We start from the raw sequence: 5,523 nt of genomic DNA, 5'->3' as shown, positions 1-5,523 counted from the left end.
CCCCGTTTGCTCGGAATTGTCTGGCAAACAGGGGGCGTCAATTTAATACTGGCAGAATAACTATTTGATAACTTCAAGCTCTTCGACAAAAAAAGAGGGCGTTTGTTTAGAGCATATGGTTATAATTGCTTTGCTATATTTGACGGGGATGCCGATCCTGTTCAAAACAGCAAGGTATTCATAGGTTTAATTAGCAAAGGCGATTGGAAAGTTGGTGCCGCCGAATATGAAATCCTCGATGACTTTGGCTATTTTGGAAAAGATTTCGAAGAGTATTTTCGGTCAACAATTGAGAACTATAAGGATTTAGAAGCGAAAACATCAGCAGTATACAAAATAGCATCAAAGCCCGGAAAGGCAAAAGCTATTGCTATGAAATGCTTAAATCCACCACCATTTATTAAAGACTTAAAGGGTCAACTCGAGTGTATGGAAGTAATCTCATGATACCTTGAATTGATAACGATGAAGGCGCGGCAATGCTACAGGAAACATATTATACCAACGGAAAAAATGATTTTAAAAATAATGTCTTCTCCAATCAGGAATGGTCTGCGCCTTATATGGTGTCAAAAGAAGAGATTCAGAAGACCCTGGATGGATTCAAACTAGAGGGAAGGAGAATCAAAGATATCCGTTTTGTTTCCCATGCCTATAATCTGGTTCGGAACCGGATTGAAGATTATGCCTATTATCAGCTGAAGGATCTGCCGGAGGATGACAGGCAGGAAAAATCAGATTATTGGAATATTGATCCGGATATGCAGTATCTAAGATATGCGGAACTTGATGAGCCCTTGTTGATATGGTTTGAAGATAACGATCATTTTGAAATCGATGCACCGCAGGAGCCGGAATTCAGGATGAGTATGAACTGCATTCCATGGTGGATAAGCCCCGGCTGCAACGATTCCAACGCAGAAGCCGCAGTCCTTTTTGATTCCTGTATCGGCCGAAAAATAGAATCTACAGAGGTCATTTCCCATATTACAAATAAAGACCCGATGTTTTTCAGTGATTTTCCCGATGGCGAGAAAAAGGAGCTTGTAACGGCAATAGTATTATGGCTTGAAAACAATATTGGCATTTGCGTTGAACCGAAACTGGATTTTCTTGAGGTCACTCTTATTGACAGGGAAAAAGAGATACAAAGGCTGCCTTTTTCTCATCTGAAGCAGGCGCTTTTTAATTGGGAAGATATTCATAATGATGAGATACTGGGTTTTGAATCAGATTGCCGGAGCTTTTGGTTTGGAGAAAGAGGCCGGGAGATAATCGGTAAGCCATATGTTGAGATTATGCCGGAAGATAAAAGTCACTCTCTCATGATTCATGAAGATGATTATGCCTTACTGGTTTTCGCAATTGGTGCCGCAACAGGTGAAATTATTGATATATATGAGGACTATGAATACTCCTTATCTCAGTGGAATTCTATTCTGGATCAGGCGGATGCTCTTATGGGTTTTCAATCATTCGATGAGTTTTTTGATTATCTGGTTTCACTTAAAGATAAGACATTAGGTAAATGCGATTTCCTCTATTACCTGAATAACTGCGGCGCCGACTTCTGGAAGCAAAAACGGCTCCATGAAAGGGAGGCAAAAGATCTTAGAAAGTGGACAAACCTGGTACGAAAACCATATATGAAAATGCTTGTAATAGGTTATTAGGGTGATAAGGATGGAAAATAAGGAAAAGCTTGAATTGCTCGGCAGGGCTTTTGCATATGGTGAAATCGATGAACTGTCCAAATATTTGCATAAGGACTGCAGATACAACTCGGACTATGCCCAAAAACACTATACGACTGCAGATAAAATTATTGAAAGCATGCAGACGGTCATTGAAAATGTCCGGAAAGCTACAGACAGAGATAGTTCCTATACATATAAAACAATTAAGCTTTCTGAAGTCTTCAATGAAGGGATAGACTTGGATGACCTTCATGGGGACACCTTTTTCGATGTGTTTGAATATGGACTTCTTCTTTACCAGTTTGGCGATCCGGCTCCGGTATCAGTCGTATTTGTCAAGTTTAATCCCGGCGGCTATATATCAGAGATAAACCTTTCCAGGAACCGGAAATGGTTTGATTTACAGTTTTATGGAACACAGGATTTAAGTGATTCGGAAAAGGATGTTCCATACACCGTAAAGCCCATGACTGTACATGACCGGCAGGTAAAGGAGATGCAGGCTGTCTGGACTCATCAGGCGCAGGACTATGAGAATCTGGACGATGAAGAGGTCTATATCTGGCGGCAGGCAGACCGGTTCTTTAAAGAATGGCTGGACAATGGTGGTTATCATGTCCTGGAAACAGAAATATTTGACGATAGTATAGGGTATAGATGCCTCTTCAATGATCACGTATATACGGTTTATATGTTTGCATCCGGTCAGGAAGAAAAAATTCGGATAGACGGAACTTATTGCGCGAATCTGTGCAATCGGGATTTTTCTAAAGGATTTATCCTGGTCTCCTGCTTGCGGGTTGCCAGGGAACGGTCAGAAAACGGAATGCAATATAAGGTCGGATTTCATAATAATGCAGACAATGACAGGATAGAGCTTTGGCATCCACATTCTGTAGAAGGTAAGAATATACTGCTGTATTTTCCAAGGGAAGATATGTTTTCTATTATGGATAAACTTATCTATGCCTTTAATCATGAAAGCCTTGATGCCTTCAGCTGCATTATTTCCGAAAAGAATCCTTCCTTTTCCGAACTTGATGAAGGGGGTGTTTTTTTAAACGACGCATTTTACTACTCAATGGCCAGAATCCATAAGACTAAAGGCGACATGGCACTGGGTTACATGACGTATGATGGGATCATCTACAGCATGGCGCCTTATATTGAGAATTATGGATGGTTTGATTTCAGCGTGGATGAGAAGAGGAAAATTTCCCGTCTGCAGGTACATGCATTTGAGGAGCCGGGGACAGTGTTTGTCCATAGTGAGGAGCAGATAAGCGAAGATACATTTAAGGACATCCCCAGAATCATTTCGGTCTCGTCATTACCCAGAGAACTCACCGAGCGATTTGCATTGATAGCAACGTTTGAAAACGGAGCTGTAAAAAAATACGTCCTTCCAGTCACAAGGGAGGACGAAGAACTTGACGCCGTTTCATACAAAAGACATGTGTTTTCTGACGGGATTTGGAATTCCGCGCGAATCATCGAAAGTCCTGATGCCTGGTATAAAGGATTTGACCATTGTCTTCCGGGGGTTATATTTAAAAACGGATTCGTACTTTCCGGCATGCTGATTTATGAGGAGGGAACCAATTATTCAGTGCCCCAAAAATGCCAGGAAGTAGTTATGAGGACGAGGCACTCTGTCTTGAAAGAATCTGGACGTGGAAAATCTCCAGCCTATATGAAGACGAAGGAACTGGAGTCCTTAAAGTATTGCTCAGTGGACAGGCTTTTAATTGGGATGGCGTTTCTACACTTGCATCGATTAATGGAGATCGTATATGCAGTCTGGATCTGTCCTATTTGTCGGGGTCAGAGGAAGGTTTTATAGAGGCAGGAGTTTCAGGAAGGGGCTATGGATTTATCGATAATTCAGGACACTTTGCAATCCCACCTGTATATAGCCGGGCAGACGAGTTCTCAAATGGATATGCACATGTTCAAAAAGACGGTAAGTGGTTATTCCTGAACAAAAAAGGAGAAGAAATCCGGCTCAGCACTAAATATGAGGACATCGGCCATTTTTCCGAAGGCCTGTGTAAAGTGTCAGTATTGAAACTCGGCTTTATGGATCTTGCCTATCATTCAGATAACTCTGAGATTGCCGGAAACTGGGGCTTTGTAAATGAAAAAGGGCAGGAAATCGTTGCTCCTCAATATATCTATGCCTATGATTTTGAGGATGGAATTGCCATTGTCTGTAAGGGTAAGTGGACTAAAGATTCAAAATGGGACAATGAATATAACAAGGGACGATACTGGACTGAGGAAGAGCTCTGGGGAGGCATCGATAAAGACGGTAAAGAAGTAATTCCTTTTATATTTGATGAAATCAAACATATGTGGGACTGCAATAATGAAGTTTTCATGGCCCACTATGGCGGATGGAAAGATGGTCATTGGGGGATAATCGGAAGGGATGGCAGATGGCTGGCAAAGCCGGTTTTTGAGGATATCGATTATGAATACCACAATGGACTGTTCGCATTTTATGCCGATGATAAATGGAATGGAGATGATGTACCTTTAGGTATTTATGATATTAAACAAGGAAGGGTTATATTTGAACCCCAATTCACAGATGTTTACTTTATGGATGATGGTTATATTAAAGTGGAACTCTTTGATGAAAGCCTTGGAAGAAAGATCGAAAAGGTTATCAGTCTTGACGGAAAAGAAAAGTTCCACTCGGAATACACATCTATATCTACGTATAGGTCCAATGAACCATGGGAAGTATGTATTGAAAATGATGGCGTCAGAAAATATGGCCTGATTGATCATGATGGGAACGTGATATTGCCGTGTATTTATGATATAAGCCTGTTCGGGATTTCAAGCAAATACGAAAGAATTATTGTGAATGTTGGCAACAAAGTTGCCATGATTGACTTTAAAGGCAATACTATAATCCCGGCAAAATATGATTCAATACAAGGTTTAGATCAGCCTTTGTATTTGGTTACCTGTAAAAAAGAAGATGGACACAGTCTGAACGGACTAGTAACACACAACGGGAAGGAAATACTTCCTCCGGTATATGACAGGATAAGCATCTGCAAAGATAAAAAGCACGTTATCTGTGGTAAAGACGGGCTGTGGGCAGTGCTGGTTTTGACGCAAAAGGAATAATTCGTCCTTGGGGTATACATGAAAATAGCGGCAATGACCTTCAAACTGTATGCACCATGGGTGCACAGCCTGAAGGAAAAGAGAATGATTGTAAAGAGCCTCATAGCAAAGCTGCAGAACAGATTCCATGTATCTGTAGCAGAGATCGATGAACAGGATACACACCAAATCATCGTGATTGGTGTGGCTGCTATCGTGCCGCATAACGCGATGGCGGAAAGCCTGATGGATGAGATCTCAGTAATTGATCATACTGTTGCCTGTTCTTACTGATTGCCGTTTCAAGCTTACTGATCTTTTGTCCGAGTGCATCTCGGCTAATTGTTCTTGCCATTACTTTGTTCCCTCCTGTAGCGCACTACTGATAAGTGCCGGCCACTCATAGCGCCGGGTGGCCACTCTCAACGCACCAGCGGCCACTCGGCGGTGCAAAATGCAATTCTTACCGTTCGTTATGATTTACAATTTCTTGGCAAGCTCCGTCATCTGCGCGGACAGTTCAAGAAGGCTTGCACGGATGGAATCCCTGTCAAGCTCCCGCCCCAGAAGCAGATAGTCGGTACTGACATGAAAGTAGAGGGCAATCTCAACCAGAAGCTCCAGAGATGGTTTTCCCTGTCCGCGTTCCATATTTCCGAGATGCTCGATACTGATATTAAGCTCCTCGGCGGCTTTCTCCTGC

At 42.0% G+C, this 5,523-nt stretch carries 6 protein-coding genes; 5 read left to right on the top strand and 1 reads right to left on the bottom strand.

Annotated elements, in window-relative coordinates:
- Positions 1-102 precede the first annotated feature (102 nt).
- Genes QZN42_RS09900 through QZN42_RS09880 form a run of 5 tightly spaced genes read left to right on the top strand, consistent with a single transcriptional unit; the run spans position 103 to position 5,114 of the window.
- Positions 103-447, top strand: coding sequence for a hypothetical protein (locus QZN42_RS09900; RefSeq protein WP_296957238.1), 345 nt, complete (start codon positions 103-105; stop codon positions 445-447).
- Positions 448-479: 32 nt separating this feature from the next.
- Positions 480-1,673, top strand: coding sequence for a hypothetical protein (locus tag QZN42_RS09895; RefSeq protein ID WP_296957236.1), 1,194 nt, complete (start codon positions 480-482; stop codon positions 1,671-1,673).
- Between the two features lie 10 nt (positions 1,674-1,683).
- Complete coding sequence (locus QZN42_RS09890) at positions 1,684-3,540, top strand: hypothetical protein (protein ID WP_296957234.1); 1,857 nt, start codon at positions 1,684-1,686, stop codon at positions 3,538-3,540.
- Positions 3,513-4,841 (top strand): WG repeat-containing protein, encoded by a 1,329-nt coding sequence (locus QZN42_RS09885; protein WP_296957232.1) that lies wholly within the window; start codon positions 3,513-3,515, stop codon positions 4,839-4,841. The genes QZN42_RS09890 and QZN42_RS09885 overlap by 28 nt, the downstream gene beginning before the upstream one ends.
- Positions 4,842-4,859: 18 nt before the next feature.
- A complete protein-coding gene (locus tag QZN42_RS09880; RefSeq protein ID WP_296957228.1) occupies positions 4,860-5,114 on the top strand; it encodes a DUF503 domain-containing protein in 255 nt (84 codons plus the stop codon).
- Positions 5,115-5,300: 186 nt separating this feature from the next.
- Here the strand turns inward: QZN42_RS09880 and QZN42_RS09875 are convergent.
- Positions 5,301-5,523: helix-turn-helix domain-containing protein (locus tag QZN42_RS09875; RefSeq protein ID WP_296957225.1), on the bottom strand; the 223-nt coding region annotated here is incomplete at its 5' end.

Origin of the sequence: uncultured Dialister sp., from assembly GCA_900314595.1 — a bacterium.
GTDB lineage: Bacteria > Bacillota > Negativicutes > Veillonellales > Dialisteraceae > Dialister.
Note: the sequence above shows the minus strand (reverse complement) of the source record. Positions and strands in the feature narration are given on the sequence as shown.